This window comes from Pedobacter sp. AW31-3R, assembly GCF_052180285.1.
Lineage (GTDB): Bacteria > Bacteroidota > Bacteroidia > Sphingobacteriales > Sphingobacteriaceae > Pedobacter.
Map to the genome: position 1 here is coordinate 3,866,931 of NZ_CP197475.1, position 23,217 is coordinate 3,890,147.

A 23,217-nucleotide genomic window follows, 5' to 3' on the forward strand; every position below is an offset into this window, starting at 1 on the left:
ATTTTTTTGTGTTTTAATGCTTAATCCTTCCACTGAACGGAACCTTCAGCGACAGGACGATATTACGTCCGGCCTCAGGAAGGGCAATGAGCCGATAGAAACTGGTATGATTTAAATACCTGGTATCCATCAGGTTCTGGACCTGCAGACTGAGCTGAAAGGCAGTTCCTTTCATTTTCAGCTGTGTGCCGGCCTGGATATTCAGCACCTGATAACCGGGAGTTTCACGCTCTGGCGGAACAATATTGTGCTGACTGGCCGTCAGCCTGTAATCGGCAGAGACATAAGTTCCCTTAAGGAAATCACCATCAGCGGGAGCATAAGTCAGGTTGAAAAGCGCTGAGGCTGGTGGGGAAAAGGGCAAGGTATATCCCTTTTTATCTCCCGATAACTGTGTGGCACTTAAATACTCCCCCAGGACTGTAGTGCTAAAGCTATTCGACAGTTTATATTTTACCTGTAGCTCAGCCCCGAAACGCTCTACCTTACTCTGGGCATATTGGAAAACCTGGTTTCCTGCACCATAGGTAAAATCATGTTCGGCCGTCGGATTCAGGTAGATATAATTCGGAAAATAATTATAAAAAGGGCTCAACTGGACAGACCAGCGTTCATCTGTCCATTGCAGGCTTACATCTGCCTGGTAAGATTGTTCAGGAGATAAAGCAGCGTTACCTTTTTCATAACTGAAATAGTGGTAGTTGACACCGTTTGCGCCCAGCTCTTTTGCGATCGGCATTCTGAAGCTCTTACCCATGTTGAATTTCAGGCTGAATTTTCCAGGGTTGTAATTGACGCCGGCCGACCATACAAAGCTGTTGAAACTACGTGAAAGTACATTCGCACGGACCAGGTAAGCCGTACTGCCCTCACCTGCAGGAGAGGGGAACCAGTCGGCATAGGGAGAAAGTTTCAGGTGCCCGTAATCGTAACGTGTGGCTCCATGGAGGATCCATTGCTCACTGAGTTTATACTTGTCATATAAAAATGAACCCGCTGTAAACTGTTCAAAGGCGGGTACCAGAAAGCTCCATCCGGCGATACTGTTCTGCTGGAACTCCGCATTCAACCCTCCGGTGATGCTGTGGTTACCGATCTGATAATGGTCGCGCAGGTTCAGGGAATAGACCTTTTTGTCGAATTCCCTCTCCAGGGTTGAAGGATCAGGCAGGGTATCCGGATATACCGGCGGCATATAACCATGGTTTACATACGCACTGTATTCCTGGCGGAAATTATGCTGGAAGCCCAGCTCCATCTCCAGTAAATGTCCGCTGAAATAATAGGATGTCCTGTTAATTATTTTGAGATGGTTCACTTCCTGTGAAGGCATGAGTATATCCGAAGCAGAGCGGTCATGAAGAAGGGTATCCACCCTTCTTGGCTCCAGTCCATGGGCGTTGGCAAAAAAGCCACTTTTGCTGTATACATTACTGATGGAAAAAACAGACTTGAACCGGTCTCCTGCATAGCCAAAATCCAAATGTGCGGCAGACTCCAATCCCGCGGTATTGCGCAGGCGCTGCTCATGAAGCCGAACGGCATAATCATAAACGAAAACAGTATCTGCCGGCACGCGGTAATCCGAATACCTTTGCCAGGTAAACCTTCCATTCGCAAACCAATGCTGCTGACGGCCAAACAGGTTCACCGATCCCCCATACTGCTGGTTATTACTTTTTCCGATCAACTCTGCAGATCCGCCGAAGGTATTTGCCGCAGGAACCGGAGCAGGCAATACCTGGATTACTCCTCCAATTGCATCAGAACCATAGAGAAAAGATGCTGCCCCTTTAATGAGCTGTACTCCTGATGCAGCGAACTGATCGATCTCCAGACCATGGTCTGCTCCCCATTGCTGTCCCTCATGTTTAACGCCCTTATCTACCACCACGACTCTGTTGAATCCTAAGCCTCTGATCAGTGGTTTAGACTGTCCTGAGCCAATCCCAATCGTTTTGATACCAGGTACACGTTCCAGTGTTTTCATCAGACTTCCGCCGAGGTTACGCTGGATAAAATCGCTGCCCAGTGTTTCTACATTCAATGATTCCTCGCGCCTCAGTTCTTCTTCCCTGCGTTCCCTGACCTTAATTTCCTGCAGCTGTTTCACTTTTTTAATCAGTTCTGCTGTGACATATACAGGTTGCCGATCCCCTTTCACAAGGAGTGTAAGGGCATGGTAACCCTCCAGTTCTGCATGTAAGGTATAACTTCCGGCCGCTATTCCACTGAGGATAAACTCTCCCTGGGCATTGGAGGTTGTCATTTTGCCGGATCCATCCAGTCTGATCCTCACCTGAGGCAATGGATTTTTGCCCTCAGCACAGAGCTTTCCGCTCAGCTGAAACACTTGTGAATACATGATCACCGGAGCGCATAAAAAAAATAAAAAGAGGAAAGAAACCCGCATGTAAGGGAAAAAATAACACCAACCGGAGCGAAGGGACAGCAAAAAGCCATACCCAATACCGGGTTAAAATGGAAGATTAAATAAAATTCGGTAAATAAAACAGGGCAGCAACGACCGGAAGAAGATCCGGGAGCCTATAAAATATTAAGCTTTACGAACGGGGGGGACCTTTATTCGTGAAACCCTGAAGGGTAAATTCATAATTCCCCGCACAGACTGGATTTCCGTAAACAATAGCTTGCGGAAGTGGCGGAGAAGGAAGTACCGGGTAAATAAAGTGCTGCTCATCTGTTTTCAGATGGACCAGAAAATCGCAGACATGACATTGATCATCAATAGTGGTTGTATGTTCTTCTTCAGCATACTGGCTAATTTTGCGATCGGCATGACTATGAATCAGTTGAAGGGAAGAAATAAATAGGGCAAGCAACAGGAACAGGATACTTATCCCCTGTCCTATCATTTGCTGATATGTATTGATCCTTTTCAAGTGCAGCAAAGTTGCATATTATATTTCAAACCGGAAACTAAAAGATAAAATAATTGCAACAGGGATGCAACAAATTCATTACTCAGCTCAATCTGAACTCGTCCTGTAGTGGCAAACCATGTTAAACCTGCGAGCCGGAAGAAACTCCAATCAAATTATTGTCAAATCAATAGGGTGTAACTGGTATTTAAAAGCAAATTAACCTATATGTTTCACAATAGCTGCCTGCAGAATCGACTCAGCATCAGTACTTATAAAAGGCAGAAAGAAATTTAACCTAAGCTAATGTTAAGAAAATCAGCACAGTTAACATAAAAATAATACAACATTAACACACAGATAACATATATTTGGTCAAGACGATAATTATATGAAAAAAAGCAAACTTAAATCATTGGTAAAAACAGCCAGAAAAACTGCGGAAAAAGACATTCACCAGAGCTTATTGGCAAGCTTAAAGGATATAGTTGGGAAATTTGGGGAAGGTTCAAAAAAATTAAATAAAGATGTAGAAAAAGGTGCAAAGCAATTGTCGAAAAAACTTGCTAAAAGCATTAAGGTAGACAAATCGGCTTTTATTGTTGTTGCTGATCCGGCAATAATTAACGAGGCGGTAAATGTAGCAGAACCTATTCTGGTAAAAAAAGAAGCGAAAGCAAAAAAGGTCATCGTGCCTGAAGCAGAAACTGAAAAAGTTTAAGCTGTACATCCTGTACCAGCTTACAGCATTCACCATACGGATACGAGGGCGTTTCATGACCATACATCAGCGCTGATCATTCAATAGTTGAAAATGTCGATGATGGGCTTAGCTGTATTTAGAACAAACGAAGTCGTATCAATTGATACGACTTCGTTTGTTTCAGTGTTTTTATTTGTGGGTATGAAGAAGAACATTGCTGGCTGTTTCCTATTCTGCTGTTCATTTGAATTTGTGCTTCAGCATCATTTTTAACCAGCCTCAGTTTCCCGCTTCAGCATGCAGTTGGAGTTCAAAATTCAATAGCAGCTCAACTCCCTGTTGAACCCCTATACAAGGCTGACAACCACTCCGGAATGCTATTCCTTCACGGCAAATCCAAAGAGGGAACGTTCTTTAATCGTTGCAGCCACTTTCTCCGGTACATATTCCTCCCAGCCCGGTGCATTTTCCTTGACAAGTTCAAGAACTTTATCGGTTTGCACATGAAGGTTATTTACATTATAGTTTTTAATATCCTCGATTTTATCATTCGCAATCAGGTATTCAAATAAATCGATCAGGTGAGGCGGGGGACTAAATTTCTTGGAGTCATATACCACTCCCCGTCCTAAAGTAGGATAGATAAAAAGCTTTACCTTTCTGCTGAATAAAGTGGCAAAAGCTTCCAGAATGCCTCCCTGCAGATATTTATAGTGTTCTTCATTGAAAATAAACTCCAGATTAGGATATCCCAGTACCACGCCCATTTTAAGCGAAGTTATTTTCGATAAGTAAGCGACCAGTTTATAATACTCATGGAAATTTGAGATCAGTACGGTCTGCCCCACAGAGCAGAGGATATCCACGCGGTCAAGGAAATCCTTTTCATTAATTTCGGCTGTATCATCGGCTCCCCTTTCCTTTAAGGCCTGCAAAGTAAGCTCGGTAACGACAATTACCTTCTCATTATCTACATCGGGTTCCTGCATGAAGCGCTCCACACCGGTATTGATCATATCCATATGGACGTTGATCAGCGGACGGAACCGTCCACGGACGATCATGATATGTTTTTTATATAAAACTTCCGATGGCTGCAGGTTTTTACCATCCGGCCCGAAAACTGCGGCATCAGACAAACCATATTTCACCAGGTGCAGGCTCATCAGCCGGTTATCAACTTTGCTGAAGCCAGGGCCTTCAAAACGGATCATATCAATCTGTATACGGTCCCTGCTCAGGTCGTCCAGCAGGGAAAGCAAAAATACTGCAGGGGATTCATGGTAGTTAAAGCAGGCATAAACCAGGTTTACCCCCAATATGCCCACTGCTGAGTGCTGTAAACCATTGTCATTATCCAGCAGCTTCACATGTAAAACCACATCATGAAATTCACCATTGGGTTCCTGCTGATAACGTACGCCCATCCAGCCATGCCCCTCATTGGTTTTATGGTAATTTAACGACGAAAAGGTATCTGCAAATGCAAAGAAAGTAGAGGCATCGCCCCTTTTTTGTTGCAGGCGCTCGATTAAAAGATCATACTCATGGGTCAGCATTGACATCAGCCTTTGTTCACTCACATAACGTTTCACCTGCTGAACCCCATAAATCGCATCAGAAAATGCCATATCATAGGCCGACATTGTTTTTGCGATGGTACCTGCTGCAGCACCTGCCTTAAAAAAATGAGCGGCTACATCCTGCCCTGCTCCGATTTCTGCGAATGATCCATAAATATGCGGATCGAGATTGATGGAAAGTGCCTTTTGTTTCGTTCCAATAAATTTATTATGCGTAGTGTCCATGCTTTTGAATAAGGTGTGTAACGATCTTATAAACGCTACAATATAGTCATCTTAAGGGAATATCAGGTAAAAAAGCCTTCCAGATAGCAAATAAGGCTGTTTACTTATCAAAAAAAAACCGATCATTGAAATGTTTTGACGAATTCAACGTTATTATTTTAAATGAAACATACGCTCCTTTTATTGCTCCTCCTTGTCACCCTTAATGCAAATTCCCAGGTCTTAAAAAAACGAACCACTTTACTGATGGGCAGCCGCTGGGGAATTACGCTGTCAGGACCTGATACGCTCTCTACACAACAAAATATAGATACCGTTATAGCTGAAGTAACGCGGATTGAGAACCTGATATCCGACTGGCGTCCGGAAACACAGGTGTCCCAGGTAAACAAAAATGCCGGGATCCGCCCGGTAAAAGTAGACAGGGAAGTATTTCAGCTGACCCAAAGGGCAATGGAACTCTCGCGCCTGACTGGTGGTGCCTTTGATATCAGTTTCGCTGCGATGGACAGGATCTGGAAATTCGATGGATCCATGAAAGAAATGCCTTCAGCGGCGCTGATTAAGCAATCTGTAGAGAAAGTAGGATATCAAAACATTATTCTGGACAGTATAAATTGTACGGTATTCTTAAAAAATAAAGGAATGAAGATCGGTTTTGGTGCTTTAGGTGAAGGATATGCCGCAGATAAATGCCGTGACATGATGCTTGCGAGAGGGATAATGTCTGGTTTAGTCAATGGTTCCGGTGATATCAGTGCCTGGGGAAAACAACCAGATGGAAGTGACTGGACCATTGGAATCACCAACCCCATGCGGGAGGATAAGCTGATTGCCATTGTTCCCTTACAGCAGGGAGCTGTAGTCACTTCCGGCAGCTATGAAAAATATGTCAGCTTTAACGGAAAACGGTATTCCCATATCATCAATCCTGTAACCGGCTATCCGGCCACAGGGCTCTGCAGTGTAACCGTCTTCGGGCCAAGCGCCGAAATGGCAAATGGTTTCAGTACTTCCATGATGGTTTTGGGACAGGATGCCGCCCTGAACTTCATCAAAAAATTTCCCGAATACCATTACCTCCTGATTACCGATAAGGGACAAATCATCTCTTCTCCGGAGTTGAATTTCAGGAAACATAAGCTGAGGTAAGCAAATGTATGCTTCCGCCCTGCTGAATTTTGCAGTTCAGGAATGCGATCAGCCAACCTGCGCCTTATTGCGGTTGAAGACCTCTTAAGGTTAATAACAATCTGTCCTGATTTGATTTCTGGATTGATAAAAGGTCAGGCTGTTTCCTGTTTTTTCCCCGCATATGGTTTCCAGCAGTTCAACCACATCCTTTTGCATGGCAAGAGAACCACAGATCATGATCACTCCTCCGCGGTTCAGCGCATTGGCAATTCCATCTGCATCCCTGCGGATGAGGTCACTGACATACTGTTTGTTCCCTTCGCGAGAAAATGCAGGGTGGAGCTGAACCAGCTTTTTAGTCACCTGGTTTTCCTCCAGGAAACTCTTATACATCTCCAGTGAAGAAGATTCCCGGAAGCCACAATACAACTGGCAGGGAGTTTTCTTCTTATTCTCATCAATCATCCCCAGGAAAGGTGCTATTCCCGTTCCGTTGGAAATCATGATCACCTCAGGTGCCTGATCAGGAAAATGGAAATGCGAATTGCTGATAATCCTGGCTTTGATCTTTTCACCGGTATTTAGCCTGTTCAAAAAGCCAGATCCAAGTCCGTTAGGCTGCAATCGCACATTCAACCGGATTTCACTGGCAATCATGCCGATGGAATACAGCCGCTCACGGTGGTCGTTCTCCGGATAAATCGCCAGCAGGTCGCCCGACCTGACGCGGAGTCTGCGCCGGGGTTTCAGGCTTAGTGAAAACATTCCATCGGCACGGGCCGCAGCGATATTTGCCGTTACGGTAAGGTTCTCCAGCGGATTAAGGTGCGTTGCATGCAAATCATCAGGCAGGGCAATTTCCGGTATTCCTTCCTGCTGGGCCAATGCTTCTACCCACAGACCGAAATCGGCAGGAGATTTATCATTCACCGTATGCACATCTGTAAGTGGCACTGCCCAGGACTGGTGGGACAATAAATTATTCAGTGCAAAGGCGAATTTACAGAAATCGGGATAAGCATGTGAGCCGAAGCCCAGAACAGAATAGTGAACGGGCTGTTGTTGTGGATGCTTTTCCAGCAGTGCGGCAAATCTTGCTGCATTCGTAGGCGCATCCCCCAATCCGTAAGTTGCCGTAAGTACCAGCAGATATTCCGCATGGGGATAAACCGTATAATTGTTCAGCGCTGTCACATAAGACTTCTGTCCCGCTTTCAGCAAAGCCTGGTGTACCGCCTGTGCAAAACGGTAAGTACTGCCATTCTCTGAACCTACCAATAGGATAAAACGGCTTTCTTCAGCAGTATATTTGTTCTTCGTCCTGTTTCCAAGTCTCTTAAAAGTAATGGCAAAACCGGAATAAATAAAAAAGAGAATATTTGCGGAAGCCACCGCCAGCACAATTGCCCAAATGGCACTGGCACGTCCGGTATGCAGGTTCAGGCTCAAGTTCGTCAGCAGTACCGTTGCAGGATACTTCAGTTCTGACAGCACCTCTCCTGTAACCTGGTTGACAGCCACTTCCCTATCCTTAAGCTTAAAAGTATAATAATCCTCCACATCTTCAGAAAAGGGGAATTCTACCGAAACAACCTCTGAAAGTTTCGTGTTTTTGAAAAGGACAAAGTCGACATCTTTCTTTTCGGGTTCAGACTTGATGGCGTCAAAATCTACACTGGAGGAAATTTTCGGCGTTTGAATCAGTTCGAACCTGACCAGGGAAAGATAGGTCCCTGTCAGCGAAACAATTAAAATCGGGATCAAAGACCAGCGTCCCAGCACCACATGGTAAAACTGGGCAAAGTTATCTCTCGCAATACGGCTGAAAAAACGCTTCAGTCCACGCTGCCGCTGAATAATCAACAAGGTACCCGAAACTGTAATCAATAACAGCAGGAATGCGGTGAGTCCCACGAAAAACCTGCCGATCTCGTGTAAGAAGAGTGATCTGTGCAGACCAATTACCCATTGGAAGAACTCATTTTCCTTCTTTGGTTTCCCTAAAATCTTTCCGTTTTCAGGATTCACATACACCTGCAGGTTCTCTCCATTGGCATCACTGCCTTTGATCTGTACAAACTGGTTTGCATCCACACTGAGCTCAGTAATTCCGGGATAGACCTTTCTGAGTGAAGGGATGGTCTGGGCAATGCTCAGCTCATTAAAGTTCGCCGCACGGTAAGGCTGAATTTTCTCCGTTAAAGGTTGGAAAGAAAGAATAATGCCGGTTACTGATGCCAGCGTAAGCAATAGAAAAGAAGATACAGCCAAAGTGAGGTGGCTGTATCTCCATATAGAAATGGTCATAGCCTTTAGTTAGGAATGAAGCGGACATAACGGATATAACCCGTACCTTCATTTTTTGCGGCAAGTGCTGCCGTAGTTAAGGGCACCTCCAGGTCTTTTACATGGTAGTTTTTATCCTCCACGGCACTTTCAAATCTTAATTTATAACCGGCATTCAATTTCGACTGATCAATCTCAATGATGTTCACGCTACGGTCGCCCCCGGTGACAGAAGCACCGGTAATGGCACTGATATTGGTAGGTTTCTTCGCATAAAACTTATGCCACTCTTTCAGGGAATTGTACCATTTTTTATCTGATCCCATGACATATAAAGTTTTCTCATAAGCACCTTTACTATCGATGAGCGAGATGACAACATACGCTCCTTCGCCCATATAATTGGTCATCTGGATCATGCATTTATATTTGGCGGCTCCGGCTTTCTGCGCCATGGACGACTCAGGCCGGGCAAACGTTAGGATAAGTAAGAACAGGGCTAGTTTGAATAGATTAGACATAAAATTATTTCAGGAAGTTAACAGATACATTATTTTTGGACAGGGATTCATTCTCACTTGCCAGGTCGAACGCAGTTTCTTCAAAACTGGTAGCCAGTTCTTTTTTAGCACCAATGGATAAAAGATACTTCAGCATGGCATCATCTTTAGCGATCATCGCTGCTTTATGCAAAGCGGTAATCCCTTCGGCATTCTTTGCATTCACGTCAATTCCCATCGGCTGCAGGCTTTGCAACAACGGAAGATCTTTAAGTACGGCGAGGTGATAGAGTGTATTGCCATTTTTCTGAGGAGTAGTCACTTTGAAACCCGCATTCTCAAGTATTTTCATTTTTTGGGTAAAGTCTTCCGTTTTAGCTCCGTTAAATGAAGGGCCATTTTGTTGCGGGCGATAAGATTCCAGCAGGTAATAAGCCAGGTTGTTACCGTCTTTATCTGCCATATTTACATCGGCTCCTTTGCCGATCAGGAATGCGACCACTTCAGGAGAATTGCTGCGTACAGCCATTGCCAATGCAGATACCCCTTTCAGGTTCGTCTGATTGATATTTTTTACCTTTGCCAGTAACAGTGTCAGGACATCAGGATCGCGGTTAAATGCGGATGCATTCATCAATACCGTATTGCCATCTTCGTCGGCCTGATTCACATCCACACCTTTTGAAAGGAAATATTTAATAATATCATTCTGTTTTGGCTTGCGTACGATAGCGTGCAGGACATTTTCATGCTGACCGGCAACTGCAGGTTTAAGGTTCAGCGTTTCCAGGTATTGATAAACTTCCAGTGTATTTGCGCCTCTGCGTGTACCCTGTGCGGCCATCAGCATTGCATTCTGACCAGGTTTCACACCTTTTTTCAATAATGCTTTCAGCATATCGATATTACCGGATCTGGCAGCATAACTAAAAGCGTTATTTCCTTTGGCATCCGTACTGTTCAGGCTCAGTCCTTTTGAGACAAAATAATCCGTCACTTTAAAATCCTTATCGCTGGCAACTGCAAGCAGCAAAGCATTAGCTCCTTCAGTACTGACATCCTTTTTAAGGTCAGCACCGTTCGCCAGGCAAAGGTCGTATACTTTTGTATCCTGCTGGCCCGCACTGGCGGCGAAGTTTAATGCAGTTGTACCATGACTATCCTGAATATTTGCTTTTGCACCTTTAGCGATCAGGTATTCCATAATTTCAACATTCCCTTTGCTTGCTGCCCAGTGTAAATAGGTACGTGCATCATGCGTCAGCTTGTTGACATCATTTCCCGGCTGATCCAGCAGGTATTTCAGCGCTTCAGCAGAGGCCTCAGAATTGATGGCCAGCACCACCGGGTCAAAGCTCATTCTATTGAACTGGGAAGGATTGTTTCCCTTCTGTACTTCAGCTTTGATCTGGCTGACATCCGGATTGCCTCTCCAGAAAGAAGTTTCCAGGAGGGTATTGTCCTGTGCATGGACCGAAACGGAAATAAATGCCGTAAAAGCGATAATTAGTTTTTTCATTCTTATCTATGGTTTTTCAATACTATGTTGTTGCTCATTAATGGTCTGGTGACTGCATCAAACGGATTGTTGTCAATCCCCTTGTATTTCTCCTGAACTGAGATCTCCTCAATCCTGTCCAAATCTAATAAGAATGATTCCAGATAAAGACTAAAATCTAATATTTTGTGCTTCCCTATTATTATTTTTACAAAGCTGGCAGTATTTAAACTTGATCAGGATCTTTAACTTGACTCCTCACAGTTTATCTTTACCAGCAGAAGTACAGCCCATTAAAACCGAATATTGACGAAACTATTTGATAAAAACACCCTATCTGTATGAAAAAACTATTTTTCTTTATGCTGTTGCTCGGCACCTGCACCCTGCATGCACAAATTCCGTATGTTACGACAAAAAATATCCAATACTATCCTGACACGGCAAAAAAAGATGAATACATGTCATCAAGATGTGTCCTGGATATTTACTATCCAAAGGGAAAGAAAAACTTTTCCACCATTGTATGGTTTCATGGCGGGGGAATGACCCAGGGACAAAAAGAAATCCCGGAGAAACTGATGAACAAGGGGTATGCAGTCATCGCTGTTAACTACAGGTTATCTCCAAAGGTAGTTGCCCCTGCTTACATTGAAGATGCAGCAGCAGCTGTAGCCTGGGCATTTAACAACATCAGCAAGTATGGCGGAAATCCTGATCTCATCTTTGTTTCCGGACATTCTGCAGGTGGTTACCTGGGCATGATGGTTACGCTTGACAAAAAATACCTGGCCAAATACCGGATTGATGCCAACAGGATTGCGGCGCTCATTCCTTTCAGCGGACAGGCGATTACCCATTTTACGGTAAGGCAGGAACATGGATTGAAAGACACAAAAGTAGTGATAGATGAATATGCCCCTTTGTATTTTGCTCGTGCAGATGCACCTCCTATGTTGCTGATTACAGGCGACCGCGAGAAAGAAATGCTGGGTCGCTATGAGGAAAATGCCTATCTGGCCAGGATGATGAAGCTCACAGGAAATACACGAACCGTACTCTATGAACTGGATGGATTTGACCATGGTGGAATGGCTGAACCTGCATTCCCTTTGTTGTTAAAAGAAGTAAGTGCCGTTTCTGCTGAAATCCTGGGCAAAAAATAATACGGCTTAGTAGGTATAAAACAGACAGGGTACATCATTTAAGCTATACCCTGTCACACATTCACCTATTGGAAAAGATATACGGCGCTTCCGCTGATAAAAGAAGTACCGGAAAAATTCTTGGTTTCCACCACTTTATCTTCCACTAAAAGTTCGGCCTTCACTTCACCATTTCCCTGTGCACTGAAATTTAACGCCAGGTTATCATATTGATTAACCGTTCTTTTCAATTTCACACTGTACGGCAGGGAGATATTATCCACACTCGTTTGGCCGCCCGTACTGTTGGTATACAATACATCTCCGCCTGTTATCCCGCTTACCGAGGTCACCCTATACTCAATGTTCACCTCTTTAGGGTAGCTGTTATCTCCTTCAGGTCCATCATTATCATCTTTTGAACAGGAAGTAAATAAGATCGTCAGTACCAGACAAGGAAGGGTAAATAATTTCAAAAGGGACTTTTTTGTTGTTAAGTTTTTCATAGATATTTTAAATAAATTTTAGATAAGGGCAAAGCTATTTCGATAATCATCCTTCTGCAATACCAGTATTCCCGGTATTATTTCTACTGGTTTTCTGGTATTTTTCATTTTTTTTAACCATTCAGGATAAATATTATTACCTTACCAGATAATTTTAAGCCTTTAAGTATAGTATATAGAGGTAATGTCTCATTTGTAACTACTCTGAATGTCAGACCAGCAAAGTGTAAATCATCAAAGATTTACCGTTATATTTCTACTCCTGTTCTTTCTTGCTTTCTGGAGTAAAGGCCAATTGCCTGTCAATGAAAAAGAATATGCGGACAGCCTGGAGAATGCTTTACGGCTGGGGAAGTCAGACAGCGCTAAGGCACGTACGAGTCTTTCGCTGGCACAATACTGGTCCAATAAAAGTGACCTGGAAAAAGGAAAAGCTTACCTTGGAAAAGGCAGACAGCTGGGAAAGTCCTACCCTTATATACAGGCCATTTCCTATTTTTTTGAATCTGACCTTTACCTGGGTACAGATACCCTTAGAAGCAGGAAAGCGATTTTAAAAGGAAACAGCCTGCTTTCTGCCTACACCTCCAAAGAAGCGTATGTATTCCGGTCGAAGCTATGGTACAACAGTGCCATTTTACAACAGCAGGCCGATCATATCTCATCAGTTGTAGATATCCTCTTGAACAAAGTCATACCGCTGACAAAGAAAAGTATGGACAGCGCAATGCTGGCCAAGTACTATTCACAGACCGGTCTGATCTTCATGAACAGCAGGCAGCACCGTAAAGCTGAAACCTATTTTAAACTGGCAATTCAGCTATCCAAGCATATACCGGCAAAATCATCCATACTCGTCAGCACCTATATCCTGGCGGCCTCGAATTATGTGTATTTACTGGAATTACCCGAAGCAAAGAAATTCCTGGATAAAGCAAAGATCATCCTCCGTCCACCTAAAAAATCGATCAAACTTGCCGATTATTACTTTACAGAAGGAAACTACTACGAGGAGAACAAGGAATATCAACTGGCCCTGGACAGTTACAATAAAGGTATAGCAATGGCAAGGGAATTAAAAAAAAGATACCTGGTCCAGACCTTATTGCTGCAGAAATATTCGGCTCTAAAACAGCTAAAGCAATACCGTGCGGCCAAACAGCTGATTGACAGCCTATCCCAGGAAAAAGAGTTTATGGCATCAGCCAATAACCGAAAGGAAATATATAATGAACTGGCCAAGACCAATCACATCCTGGGAAATGAAAAAGAAGCTTATACCTGGCTGCGACGCCATTCCCTGCTGAGTGATAGTCTGTATGAAAGTCAGCTGAATAAAGACATCCATGAGCTGGAATTGAAATTCCGCAATGCGGAAAACAGCAAAAGCATAGCCGTGCTCAAAGCTGCAAATGAAAAGGTCAACCTGGAAGCTAAAAACAGCAGACTGCTCAGCTGGCTGTTGGGCGCCTTAACGCTATTCCTCCTCTTTATCCTTATTGCGGGATATTTTTTCTACCGAAACACCAGGAAGCTGGTTGCACAGAAAGAGCTCAACCATCAGCAGGAAATCAAATATGTACAGCAACAACACCAGATCAGCATCACCCAAGCCATGCTGCAGGGACAGGAAGAGGAACGGAGCCGTGTGGCCCGCGATTTACACGATGGACTAGGCGGAATGCTCGCCGTCGTCAAAATGAACCTCTCAGGTTATGCTGTTGACCATCCTGTGGCGAAAGATACCGGCATCTCCAGCATTATTGATCAGCTTGACAACTCCATCAATGAGCTGAGGCATATCTCCCGGAACATGATGCCGGCATCGCTGGTTAAATTTGGCATTGAGACGGCATTGAATGATTTATGTGAATCCTTCCTGTCTGAACAGTTGCAGGTAGACTTTCAGTGTTTTGGCATCAGCAATAACCTGGTTATCCAGGAGCAGATCACCATTTACCGTATTGTTCAGGAACTGCTCAGCAACGTGGTACGCCATGCACAGGCAACCAGTGTTCTCCTGCAATGCAGCCAGAACAGCGGTGTATTTTTCATCACCGTAGAAGACAATGGTAAAGGATTCAATCCTGCTGAATCTCCCGAAAAACATGGAATGGGCCTCCATAATATCAAAACGAGGGTAGATTATTTAAATGGAAAGATGGAAATACTATCTTCAGAAACAGAAGAAGGAACAAATATAAACATAGAGATTCATGTCACAGCATAAACATACACTGGCCATCGTCGACGACCATCCAATTGTCATTGAAGGAATTAAAAACCTCCTGTCAGACCATACGGATATAGAGATTACAGGAAGCTTTACCAATGGCCGGGACTTCCTTGATTACTTTACACATACTCCTGTGCAGATCGTTTTGCTGGATATTACGCTGCCAGACATTGGGGGGATAGATCTCTGCAAAGAAATTAAAACACTGGCAGCCGATACGGTAGTGATCGCCTTCAGCAACCACAATGAACGCAGCATGATCATGAAGATGCTTCAAAATGGGGCCAGCGGTTATCTCCTCAAAAATGCTTCTTCAGCAGAGCTCATCAATTGTATACATGAAGCCATTGAAGGAAGGATTACTTTCAGTGCCAGTATACAGGAAATTATTTCGCGGCCCCAAATCGCCGAGATCAGAGAGATTCCCATGCTTACCCGAAGAGAAAACGAAATTCTGAAACTCATTGCTTCCGGAAAAACAACTGTGGATATTGCTACAGATTTATTTTTAAGTAAGCTGACGATAGAAACACACCGCAGAAACCTCCTTCAAAAGTTCGGGGTACGCAATGTGGCACAACTCATCAGCACAGCCACACAATTGGGGGTACTTTAACAGATAGATGTCAAACTATCCTGAAAACATCAATTAAATTTATATAAAATAGCTTTAAAACCCTATATTAAGGATGTTTGGGGCAACAATCTATGTGTCTCAACCAAATTTTAAACAATAATTATTTTTTTACTACTCAAAAAACGCCTGTCTGATTAATGGATACCTTTACGACCATTGCCGCTCTCTTTACGCTCAGTTCTCTTATTTCTTATATCAATCAGCGATATGTAAAACTCCCCGGAACTATCGGCATTATGGTGATTGCCATTGTGCTTTCCATTGTCATCCTGATTACCGGTAAATCATTTCCCGCCGCATACGATTTCATTAAAGAACTGAATTCCAGCGTGGACTTTACCCGTACCCTATTGGATGTCATGCTGGCCTTCCTTCTTTTTGCCAGTGCACTGCACTTTGATCTGGAAAAACTGAAACAGCAAAAACGGCCAGTCCTGATTCTGAGTACCGTAGGAGTTCTCGGCTCCACAACTATCTTTGGCTTTCTTTTTTACTGGACACTTCCCTTGTTCGGGATAGATGTTCCACTGTTATACTGTTTACTTTTTGGCGCATTGATTTCGCCCACCGACCCTGTTGCGGTACTTTCTGTCTTAAAAAAATCGAGGATTCCCAAGTCGCTGGAGACTATCATTGGCGGAGAATCATTGTTTAATGATGGTGTTGGAATCCTTTTATTCGTGATCCTGCGTGAACTTACAGAAGATGCCACCGTAGTATTTACCTGGTCGCACACCTTACAGCTCTTTACACAGGAAGTATTTGGAGGAATCCTGTTTGGTCTGGCATCGGCTTATCTGTGCAGTTACCTGATCCGGAGAATTGCTGATTTGCAGACCATCCTGATGATCACCATTTCCATGGTGATGGGAATTGCCGTACTGGGCAGTCTGCTTCATATTTCCATCCCACTGGCTGCTGTTGCCGCCGGCTTATATTTAAGTAATGTAAAGCTGGCGAAAACAACAGATGAAATATCGCTGAATCAAATATTAAATAAAATATGGGGATTGATTGATGATCTTTTAAACACCATCCTTTTCGTCATGATAGGGCTGCAGATTGCCGTGATCCACTTCTACTCAGCCTACTGGTTAATCAGTTTATTTGCCATCCTGTTTGTCTTAATTGCGCGTGCAGTCAGTATAACAGCCCCCGCAATACTTCTGGGAAGAAGGCTGAAATTACCCTATAACCGCCTGGCTATTGTCATCTGGGCCGGACTTCGGGGTGGTATTTCAGTCGCACTGGCACTATCCCTTCCGGTTTCAGAGTTCAAACCTATGATTGTATCCATCAGTTATATCATTGTAGTATTCTCCATTATTGTACAGGGTTTAACCTTGAATAAAGTAGTGAACAAGCTGGTCGATTAACGGAGAAATTACAAGTCCCTGCAAGCAGATCCAGTTGTTGAAATTGAAGATTTGAGGGCGCTGATAGCACATAAAATCCGTTATATACCTATAGAATAATCTGTAGGTATATAACGGATTTTATTTAAGCAACACTAACCTGATGAAGGCTGTTTTTTCTAACAGAGAATTATGTTTTTCCCTTGAATCCCGCAGAACCCGCGTCAGGATCTGCCAGATTTTAATGATCAGGGATGATTCTATTGATCTATTGATCGTCCCTAACCCTATCATTTTTGGGGATTCACTACCTCATTTTTAATGCATCTTTCCTATGGGAAAGATCTCACGGTTATAAATTTCATTCAATACTTCTCCCGTACCTGTATAAATAGCAGAGGCGCCACAAAAGATCCCCTCATATCCCGCGATATGGGTAAAAACCGGATTACCTGTAAAATCTCCCGCAGCCAACAGAAAAAACAGGATGGTCAGCGAACCAAATATCACCTGCAATCCGCGGTTGAGTTTTAGTGTACCAAAAAAAAGCAATAAAGTGAATATACCCCACATACTTAAATAACAAGCCATTGCTTCTTCCGGGGCTGCTGGGATCCAGCCCAATTTAGGCATCACGATCAGCCCCACCAGGGAAAGCCAGAAGAAACCATATGAAGTAAAAGCAGTCAACCCAAAAGTATTGTTCTTTTTTGCTTCAATGATGCCGGCGATCACCTGGGCCAGTCCACCATAGAAAATACCCATCGCGAGGATCATTGCATTCATTTCGAAAAAACCAGCATTGTGAATATTTAGCAATACTGTAGTCATACCAAAAGCACACAGACCAAGCGGCCCCGGATTGGCGGTTAAATTAGTGGCGATATTTTCTGCCACAGGGAGTTGTTGTTTCATTTGTCGTTATATGTAAAATTTTGAGATTGTCAGATGGTGGATAGCCGGTTTATTCTTCCTGACAGGATAGACTGCATCGACCTTTCATTGATCGTATCATCTGATGAATCAAAGGTAAGGCAGAGATTCCATATTTACAGAATAAACTCTCAATTTATTTTTACAGTTGCCCCTGCCCCCTGCTGATCAGTCATAAAAGCATTTTATTCTACTAAAAATATCTTTCAAATTTCAGCCCGTAACTTAAGATGGAGTTTTCCCTATTGGTACGGGAGATCCGGTTGTAATTGAAACTTGTATTTAAGCTCAGCCACTGATTCAGCCTGAAAGAGACCGATGAATTTGATTTCACAATATAATCATGGATGTTATTCAGGGAAGGCTGTAAAAAGGAGGAATTGTTCAATACGATTAATTTACTGATCACAAAATTGAAAGTCAGCCGGAAAGAATTTCTATAGGTGTGGTAAGTATCATTTATACCCGATTCCAGCATCAAATCACTGCTGTCATATAAAATCCCGTTACTTACATTGAGGTATGCATCCTCCCTGTCGTAAATGCTATAAGCAATGCCCGCCCCGGCCAGCAGCTGATTATTGATCTTGAGTGATCTGCTGGTATTGTAGTTCAGCAGTCCCCAATAGAAAAAGTGGGGAAAGGTTTTGTACAGATTAAAATCCAGCGAGGAGGAGAAATCATTGTTGGTCAATTGCCGGTTCTGCTTCCCATAGATCCAGTTGTTATTAAAATTGAGGCTTATTGTTTTTTTCTTTACGCCAAACCGCACCGCATTATTCAGCAGATACGCCTTACTCTCATTGGTGGAATTGATTGATCCTCCGGTATTGTAATTCAGCACATAATGGGTAGAATCATTAAACTGTGCAAAACACGTGTGGCAGATCAGCAGCAGCGGAAGAAACAACAGAATTCGGGGAGAAAAAATACTATTCATGTTGTATTCAACAAGAAAACCCAATTGTTGTTTGTGCGGGTATACAGATCAGGTGGGTTGTAGAGACCTCCTGCCCCATCTTCACCGCTATCAATTGATTAATTAATACAATGGTAAATAAAATGCCTGACCAATATTTGATGATCAGGCATTTTATCATTAGTAAATGAAACTCTTGTCTGTACAGACTAGTTCACCTGATCAACAGTAGTTTCAATTGCATCCTGCACACTTTGTGGCAAAGCAGAAAGCAAGTTGTAACCGGTAGCTTTTTCAATATCCCTTACAGATACACGGTGAGTTTTCCAGTCGGCATTTAAGGTATTGATATTTGGCGTATTTACTGCAATTACACGGGTGGTATTCGTTACACGACTGAGATCATTGTCACCTTTAGGAAGGATAACTGCAACTTTCCAAACATGAGAAGGTACCGTTACTTTTCCGTTTGCAATAGTCGTAGCCGAACCATTGCTTCCGACACCGCCACTTCCGTAACTTCCCATAATCACGTACACCTCGTTGCCTTGTTGTGCAATTGAGCGCAGATAGATCTCCATATTGTTCCAGGGTCCCTGATTATTTTGTGGTGCCTGAGGGATCATATTTGTCATCAGGAAGGTTGCACTATTGGCATTCGTTGAACTTGTACGGTCTCCGGAAGGCGTATTGTGTCCCCTGTCGAATCCGGAATTCCTGTAACTATTTTCATCAACCTGGAAAGCGCCTGAAGGTAATCCGTTAAATGCAGCAAAATTATCCAGACGATCAGAAGTACCGTTAAAGTCGGCCACATCCAAATGCCAGCTCACCCAGTTAGGCGTACCTCTGCTGCTGCTATAGGACTGCACATAATAATGCTGGTCAATCAGGAAGTTATCTGCGGTGAGACTTGTTGCACCAGAAGGGTTTCCGAAAAATGCATTACTGTTATCTCCTGTTACCGGCTGTGCATCTGGTCCGGCAGTGACACCACGCGGATCAGTTGGTGTTGTTGGTGTTGGCGTAGGGTCTACTGGCGGGGTTTCCGGTGCTGATGCAACGATTCCGGGATCACCCGTACCTTTGAAAGTAATGTCATCAAAATTTACCCTTGCTGTTCCGGTCTTTCTGATCTGAAAGCGAACCGGGACAGTTGCTGTTACCTGAAATGAATCCAGTTTCAATACGGTATTGTCTTCTAGGATATCTGAACCCACTTGTGTAAATGTGGTTCCCCCATCGACTGACATCATCAGCTGCCAGGTTGAATTGACATCCTTACCAAATTTACCATGTTTAATATACAGCATTTTCATGCCTTTGACATCAAAGTTCATGGTCACATTACCCGTTCTTAATCTGACACTTTTAGTCTCATTTTTTAGGTCGGTGGCCAGGCTGCCTACCAGAGCATCGTCTAAACTCCATGTTCCGGTTGACGAAGACATGGTTCCAAGTGCGTAAGGGTCTTTTTTAGAATTTTCAAATCCTTCAGTAATACTGTAAACTATGGGGTCGTTAATTTCGGGTGTGGACTTGGAACAGCCTGTAAAAACCAGGGCAAGACTTCCCAGCAGTAAAAATTTCTTCATCATCATGAATTGTATAAATAGGTAAATCGTTAAATGAGGTACAAATATGGGGTCTTCATGTTAATTTAACGTTATCAACAGGTATCAATTTAGATCTCTTAATGTATTTTTATTAACATTAAAACATTTCAACCGCAATATTTAATCATAATCCACTGAACACTAAAGAACAACACAGGGATTACACTATTTTTCACGTTTTTACCATATTATTGTTACAGAAATTGTGATTTTTAGGTAAAAAACTCAGAAACAGAGCAATAGTATCAATCCAAAACATCTCAGGAATCTATAATTTACGAATATCTTTCATCAGATCAGATGAAAGATGCCAATAGCTGTCAATGCAAAGCTGTATTTCCGATGCTGAATTATTAAAGATGCTGAATTATTAAATCTATAGTTCCCTGTCTTTCTCCGTCCTATGCAAATAAACGTCATGTTGAGGAAAAGGAATCTTAATATCATTTAATATGAAAGCCTTTGTTATGGATATCATTAAATCACTCCTCGTCGAATTGTTATCGGACATATGCCTGGTCCAAAAATAAATTCTGAGATCAATTGAACTAGATCCAAACTGTTCAAACTGAACAACCGGGGGATGGGATTTGCTGATGCGTTCCTCTCCATCCAGAATTCCCTTTAAAATCTCCCGGCATTTTTCCAGGTCAGCATCATAAGAAATACCTATGAGGATTGAAATTCTTTTCCGGTTTCCTGCAAGCGTCCAGTTCATCAGATGAGAGTTAAGCAAATCACCATTTGGCATTACCAGATCAGCTCCATCCCAGGTTGTGATGACACTGCTCCGGAAACCAATAGACTTCATGGTTCCCCCCTGTCCATCGACATCAACAATATCGCCCACATTAACGGGTTTTTCAAAGGCAATAATGAGGCCACTCACCAAATTATTGACCAGGGTTTGCAGACCAAATCCTATGCCAACGCCCAGAGCTCCAATGATAATAGTAATTCGATCCATAGGTATCCCTACCGCCGCTATTGCTAAAAAAAGGCCTGCAGAGAGGATAAATATGCGCACCAAAAGAACCCAGCTGCCGAGTCTTTGTTTTCTTGAATCATTATCCTTATTTATGGCCAGGTGTTCATCGGAAGCAAAGAAGGAAACAATTTTAGAAACCATAACAGCGATAGACATGATGGTAAAGAAAAGAAAAAGCGAATTGATGCTAAATGTATAATCTCCAATAGTCCTGTCCATATTCAAAAAACTCAGTAGTGGCTGGGACAGATATTCAAATAGTGGAAAATTTTGGCCCATTAAGATCCCCCATCCCAATATCAATAACAAGTAAAGCAAAGATGGGGCTCTTGAACCTACACGTCCGAAATTCAGATAGAAAAGTTTCTTATCCTGAACAGTATATACATCAAAGGCCATCACAAGCCCCTCATTGATAAATCTAACTACCCAAAGGAATAAAATAGCCACAACAACGTTCAAAAATCCACCTATGAAAAGGGTTTTGGAGAGATTGTACCTGCCAAATATATTCATAGCGACTGAAGCCACTTCCAGGATTACCATGAAGCCAATAGAATAAACTATCCATTTCTCCCGCAACTCATGCTGACGTTTCTGGAAAATAATAACACTGCCTGAGATGATTCCCATTAGAGCGATCACAAGCATGAACCAACGCTCAATCCTTGATGCCTGAAGCACCAGATTATCTGCAGCAGCTAAAAAGAAGAAAGATAACATAAGTAACCAGACTGACATCCAGTACCGTGTGATATAGCCCTTAAAGATAATCGTCAAACAAATACAGGAGATGAGCCAGAATATGACATTCAGAATAAATGGCGGCGAAAAAAACATAAACTGAAACATACTGATCACCAGCAGAACTGCAGTGAGTATGGGATATCTGATCACCAGTTGTCCCTCATGACTATTAGTTAGTAGTCCCTTTGCCTTATAAATCAGCTTTAGGGAACGCAGATAAATACTGGACACAATTCCAAGTCCAATGAGCACTATTAATTTCCATATATTGTTGACCGTATAGAATTTGAGCGTAAGCAAACCTTTTATTCCCGACAAATTCAGAATTTCCCGGAATGGCCTGTAGTATCCTGGAGCATGCCCGATATTGGGAAACTCCCGGTTAAAGGTAGTTTTAGCCATTTTTTGCTCCTCCTGTTCAATTTCATCTACACTTAGCCTAAGTTGATTGATTTCAGTATTATATACATTCAGCAATTGCTGGACATTACGACCTGCGATCCTCAGCGAAGAGTCAACAGGGCCTGTTTCCCTGGCAACAGTCACCAGACTTCGAAGGTAGTCGATCAGCTCCAGTGAATCCTTTGGAAAGTTGAAAAGTTCCGGGATGGTCAATAATGAGTCCATACGAAAACGGTATCCGTTCAAAGCCTTCTCTCTGGCATCCAGCTTTATTTTCCGTATTTTTGCTTCCGCAATCAGCTCGTTTATTATTTTTTTTGTTGCAGTCAGGTTACGGTAGGTCTGGGCAGTTCCTTTGTGGATGAATACTCCATCGGCGGCTGTTCTAAAACCATTTTGGATTTCCCTAAGGTTTTGCTTAAGGGTCAATGTATCCAGGCCCGACTTCATGTAACCCTTGGCACTCTGCATGGTTAATCTGACTTCTTCAAAAACCCTTGCCTGAACTGCAAGTGCCTTATCCGATTCAAATTCTGCTTTACTCTTTATTGCGGACTGTTTTGCGAAATCCTGCATCCGATCTACAAATCCTTTCGCTATACTGTCTCTCTTTTTCAATAAACTACTGCTATCCCTGTTCTGCGCTGAAGCATACAAGGAAAAGACACAAAGGAAAACAACAGCAGAAAAGCAGAAATAGATTGTCGAACGCATACTTAAATGGCTTAATCCAATAATACGAAAAAGGCCATATGAAACCAATAATTAATAAAAAGATATTTATAAATGCTAACCCATTCAAAGAATTCAACAAGGCAGTATAATTTCTTCATAAAGAATAAAATACTCGATAAAAAAATATTATTTTTATTAATAAAAAAAACAACATGTACTACACCCAACATATCCCCCGTTAATCATC

General features: G+C 42.8%; 17 protein-coding genes. 6 read left to right on the forward strand and 11 right to left on the reverse strand.

Going from position 1 to position 23,217, the window contains the following annotated elements:
- Window positions 1-13: 13 nt before the first annotated feature.
- Window positions 14-2,365 carry a TonB-dependent receptor gene (locus ACSBL2_RS15965; RefSeq protein ID WP_442587542.1) on the reverse strand — a complete coding sequence of 784 codons (2,352 nt, stop codon included), beginning with the start codon at window positions 2,363-2,365 and terminating at the stop codon, window positions 14-16.
- 199 nt (window positions 2,366-2,564) lie between these two features.
- A complete protein-coding gene (locus tag ACSBL2_RS15970) occupies window positions 2,565-2,903 on the reverse strand; it encodes a hypothetical protein (RefSeq protein ID WP_442587543.1) in 339 nt (112 codons plus the stop codon).
- A gap of 370 nt (window positions 2,904-3,273) precedes the next feature.
- Here ACSBL2_RS15970 and ACSBL2_RS15975 point away from each other — a divergent pair, with 370 nt between their 5' ends.
- Entirely contained in the window at window positions 3,274-3,603 is a 330-nt protein-coding gene (locus tag ACSBL2_RS15975) for a hypothetical protein (RefSeq protein WP_442587544.1), read from the forward strand.
- A 359-nt stretch (window positions 3,604-3,962) separates the two neighbouring features.
- Here the strand turns inward: ACSBL2_RS15975 and ACSBL2_RS15980 are convergent, their stop codons facing one another.
- Entirely contained in the window at window positions 3,963-5,393 is a 1,431-nt protein-coding gene (locus tag ACSBL2_RS15980; RefSeq protein ID WP_442587545.1) for a TonB-dependent receptor, read from the reverse strand.
- A 162-nt stretch (window positions 5,394-5,555) separates the two neighbouring features.
- On the opposite strand from ACSBL2_RS15980, the gene ACSBL2_RS15985 reads away from it, so the two are divergent.
- On the forward strand, window positions 5,556-6,545 hold the full coding sequence (locus ACSBL2_RS15985; protein WP_442587546.1) for an FAD:protein FMN transferase: 990 nt from the start codon (window positions 5,556-5,558) through the stop codon (window positions 6,543-6,545).
- Between the two features lie 90 nt (window positions 6,546-6,635).
- On the opposite strand, the gene ACSBL2_RS15990 is transcribed toward ACSBL2_RS15985, so the two are convergent.
- From ACSBL2_RS15990 to ACSBL2_RS16000, 3 genes are read right to left on the reverse strand one after another with little or no spacing between them, the layout of a single operon-like run.
- Window positions 6,636-8,834: a PepSY domain-containing protein gene (locus ACSBL2_RS15990; RefSeq protein ID WP_442587547.1), complete on the reverse strand. Its 2,199-nt coding sequence runs from the start codon at window positions 8,832-8,834 to the stop codon at window positions 6,636-6,638.
- 5 nt (window positions 8,835-8,839) lie between these two features.
- Complete coding sequence (locus tag ACSBL2_RS15995) at window positions 8,840-9,334, reverse strand: DUF2271 domain-containing protein (protein WP_442587548.1); 495 nt, start codon at window positions 9,332-9,334, stop codon at window positions 8,840-8,842.
- 4 nt (window positions 9,335-9,338) lie between these two features.
- Window positions 9,339-10,832 (reverse strand): ankyrin repeat domain-containing protein, encoded by a 1,494-nt coding sequence (locus tag ACSBL2_RS16000; RefSeq protein ID WP_442587549.1) that lies wholly within the window; start codon window positions 10,830-10,832, stop codon window positions 9,339-9,341.
- 320 nt (window positions 10,833-11,152) lie between these two features.
- Here ACSBL2_RS16000 and ACSBL2_RS16005 point away from each other — a divergent pair, with 320 nt between their 5' ends.
- Window positions 11,153-11,977 carry an alpha/beta hydrolase gene (locus ACSBL2_RS16005; protein WP_442587550.1) on the forward strand — a complete coding sequence of 275 codons (825 nt, stop codon included), beginning with the start codon at window positions 11,153-11,155 and terminating at the stop codon, window positions 11,975-11,977.
- A 65-nt stretch (window positions 11,978-12,042) separates the two neighbouring features.
- On the opposite strand, the gene ACSBL2_RS16010 is transcribed toward ACSBL2_RS16005, so the two are convergent.
- Window positions 12,043-12,462 (reverse strand): hypothetical protein, encoded by a 420-nt coding sequence (locus ACSBL2_RS16010; protein ID WP_442587551.1) that lies wholly within the window; start codon window positions 12,460-12,462, stop codon window positions 12,043-12,045.
- A 208-nt stretch (window positions 12,463-12,670) separates the two neighbouring features.
- Between ACSBL2_RS16010 and ACSBL2_RS16015 the strand changes: the two genes are divergently transcribed.
- From ACSBL2_RS16015 to ACSBL2_RS16025, 3 genes are all read left to right on the forward strand, one after another.
- Complete coding sequence (locus tag ACSBL2_RS16015; protein ID WP_442587552.1) at window positions 12,671-14,692, forward strand: tetratricopeptide repeat-containing sensor histidine kinase; 2,022 nt, start codon at window positions 12,671-12,673, stop codon at window positions 14,690-14,692.
- On the forward strand, window positions 14,679-15,314 hold the full coding sequence (locus tag ACSBL2_RS16020; RefSeq protein WP_442587553.1) for a response regulator: 636 nt from the start codon (window positions 14,679-14,681) through the stop codon (window positions 15,312-15,314). Before ACSBL2_RS16015 ends, ACSBL2_RS16020 begins: the two co-directional genes overlap by 14 nt.
- Window positions 15,315-15,472: 158 nt before the next feature.
- A complete protein-coding gene (locus ACSBL2_RS16025; RefSeq protein WP_442587554.1) occupies window positions 15,473-16,711 on the forward strand; it encodes a cation:proton antiporter in 1,239 nt (412 codons plus the stop codon).
- Between the two features lie 297 nt (window positions 16,712-17,008).
- Here the strand turns inward: ACSBL2_RS16025 and ACSBL2_RS16030 are convergent, their stop codons facing one another.
- The 4 genes from ACSBL2_RS16030 to ACSBL2_RS16045 form a co-directional block, all read right to left on the reverse strand.
- A complete protein-coding gene (locus tag ACSBL2_RS16030) occupies window positions 17,009-17,605 on the reverse strand; it encodes an acetate uptake transporter (protein WP_442587555.1) in 597 nt (198 codons plus the stop codon).
- A 211-nt stretch (window positions 17,606-17,816) separates the two neighbouring features.
- Complete coding sequence (locus ACSBL2_RS16035) at window positions 17,817-18,563, reverse strand: DUF481 domain-containing protein (RefSeq protein WP_442587556.1); 747 nt, start codon at window positions 18,561-18,563, stop codon at window positions 17,817-17,819.
- A gap of 188 nt (window positions 18,564-18,751) precedes the next feature.
- Entirely contained in the window at window positions 18,752-20,143 is a 1,392-nt protein-coding gene (locus ACSBL2_RS16040) for a DNA/RNA non-specific endonuclease (RefSeq protein WP_442587557.1), read from the reverse strand.
- A 391-nt stretch (window positions 20,144-20,534) separates the two neighbouring features.
- On the reverse strand, window positions 20,535-23,009 hold the full coding sequence (locus ACSBL2_RS16045; protein ID WP_442587558.1) for a mechanosensitive ion channel family protein: 2,475 nt from the start codon (window positions 23,007-23,009) through the stop codon (window positions 20,535-20,537).
- Window positions 23,010-23,217: the final 208 nt, after the last annotated feature.

What these genes read in the sequence shown, in the direction of transcription:
- ACSBL2_RS16010 (WP_442587551.1), bottom strand. Translation starts at nt 12,462, where the DNA reads ATGAAAAACTTAACAACAAAAAAGTCCCTTTTGAAATTATTTACCCTT.
- ACSBL2_RS15975 (WP_442587544.1), top strand. Translation starts at nt 3,274, where the DNA reads ATGAAAAAAAGCAAACTTAAATCATTGGTAAAAACAGCCAGAAAAACT.
- ACSBL2_RS16015 (WP_442587552.1), top strand. Translation starts at nt 12,671, where the DNA reads ATGTCAGACCAGCAAAGTGTAAATCATCAAAGATTTACCGTTATATTT.
- ACSBL2_RS16025 (WP_442587554.1), top strand. Translation starts at nt 15,473, where the DNA reads ATGGATACCTTTACGACCATTGCCGCTCTCTTTACGCTCAGTTCTCTT.
- ACSBL2_RS15990 (WP_442587547.1), bottom strand. Translation starts at nt 8,834, where the DNA reads ATGACCATTTCTATATGGAGATACAGCCACCTCACTTTGGCTGTATCT.
- ACSBL2_RS15985 (WP_442587546.1), top strand. Translation starts at nt 5,556, where the DNA reads ATGAAACATACGCTCCTTTTATTGCTCCTCCTTGTCACCCTTAATGCA.
- ACSBL2_RS16000 (WP_442587549.1), bottom strand. Translation starts at nt 10,832, where the DNA reads ATGAAAAAACTAATTATCGCTTTTACGGCATTTATTTCCGTTTCGGTC.
- ACSBL2_RS16045 (WP_442587558.1), bottom strand. Translation starts at nt 23,009, where the DNA reads ATGCGTTCGACAATCTATTTCTGCTTTTCTGCTGTTGTTTTCCTTTGT.
- ACSBL2_RS16040 (WP_442587557.1), bottom strand. Translation starts at nt 20,143, where the DNA reads ATGATGATGAAGAAATTTTTACTGCTGGGAAGTCTTGCCCTGGTTTTT.
- ACSBL2_RS16035 (WP_442587556.1), bottom strand. Translation starts at nt 18,563, where the DNA reads ATGAATAGTATTTTTTCTCCCCGAATTCTGTTGTTTCTTCCGCTGCTG.
- ACSBL2_RS16030 (WP_442587555.1), bottom strand. Translation starts at nt 17,605, where the DNA reads ATGAAACAACAACTCCCTGTGGCAGAAAATATCGCCACTAATTTAACC.
- ACSBL2_RS15980 (WP_442587545.1), bottom strand. Translation starts at nt 5,393, where the DNA reads ATGGACACTACGCATAATAAATTTATTGGAACGAAACAAAAGGCACTT.
- ACSBL2_RS15965 (WP_442587542.1), bottom strand. Translation starts at nt 2,365, where the DNA reads ATGTATTCACAAGTGTTTCAGCTGAGCGGAAAGCTCTGTGCTGAGGGC.
- ACSBL2_RS15995 (WP_442587548.1), bottom strand. Translation starts at nt 9,334, where the DNA reads ATGTCTAATCTATTCAAACTAGCCCTGTTCTTACTTATCCTAACGTTT.
- ACSBL2_RS16005 (WP_442587550.1), top strand. Translation starts at nt 11,153, where the DNA reads ATGAAAAAACTATTTTTCTTTATGCTGTTGCTCGGCACCTGCACCCTG.
- ACSBL2_RS16020 (WP_442587553.1), top strand. Translation starts at nt 14,679, where the DNA reads ATGTCACAGCATAAACATACACTGGCCATCGTCGACGACCATCCAATT.